The sequence below is a fragment of the Mycobacterium sp. E136 genome, assembly GCF_001666865.1.
In the GTDB taxonomy this organism is placed as follows: domain Bacteria; phylum Actinomycetota; class Actinomycetes; order Mycobacteriales; family Mycobacteriaceae; genus Mycobacterium.
Genome location: NZ_LZJE01000101.1, coordinates 1 through 623, shown reverse-complemented (window position 1 = coordinate 623; position 623 = coordinate 1). Strand labels below are relative to the sequence as shown.

The 623-nt window shown below is 67.3% G+C and carries 1 protein-coding gene; it reads right to left on the bottom strand.

Features of this window, described 5'->3' with window-relative positions:
• Positions 1-99 precede the first annotated feature (99 nt).
• A partial coding sequence (locus A5698_RS07630) for a cytochrome P450 (RefSeq protein ID WP_156670647.1) occupies positions 100-623 on the bottom strand: 524 nt, incomplete at its 5' end.

Below are 623 nucleotides of genomic sequence, written 5' to 3'. Positions count from 1 at the left end.
CGCAGCAGCACCTGCCGGTCCCCCAGCGACTCCGGGGTCTTCTCGGGAATGTCCTGGCGTTCGAACGTGTAGGGGGCGGCTAGGCGATAGGACCACATGTCACACCTCCACCGGGACGCTGCTCCAGCCCCACTGGAAGCTCGACGGCGGCCGGGACGCGGCCTCACCGTCGATGCGCCATCCGCCCACACGCTTGAGCCATTCGGTCACCATGATGCCGATCTCCAACCGCGCGAGGTGTACGCCGAGGCAGAAGTGTTGTCCGCGACCGAAAGCCAGCAGCCGTTCGATGGGGCGGTCCCAGATGAACGCATCGGGGTCGGGATACTCGCGATCGTCGCGATTGGCCGACGCCAGCAGCGTGATGATTCGCTGCCCCGGCTGCAGCGTGGTGTCGTGGATGGTGAACGGTTTGCGGACCGTGCGCGCAAACCATTGCGCCGGTGCGCAGTAACGGATCATCTCCTCGCGCGCGACGGGCACGTTGGCGTCGAGATCGCCACGCACGGCCTGTGGGAGCTGGGCCTTCGGCCCGACCAGCTGTCCGCCGTGCGCGACGATCTTCGGCACCGTTTCCGTTCCGCCGATGAAGATCCCGAGCAGCTGGGTGGCCGCCTCGACGT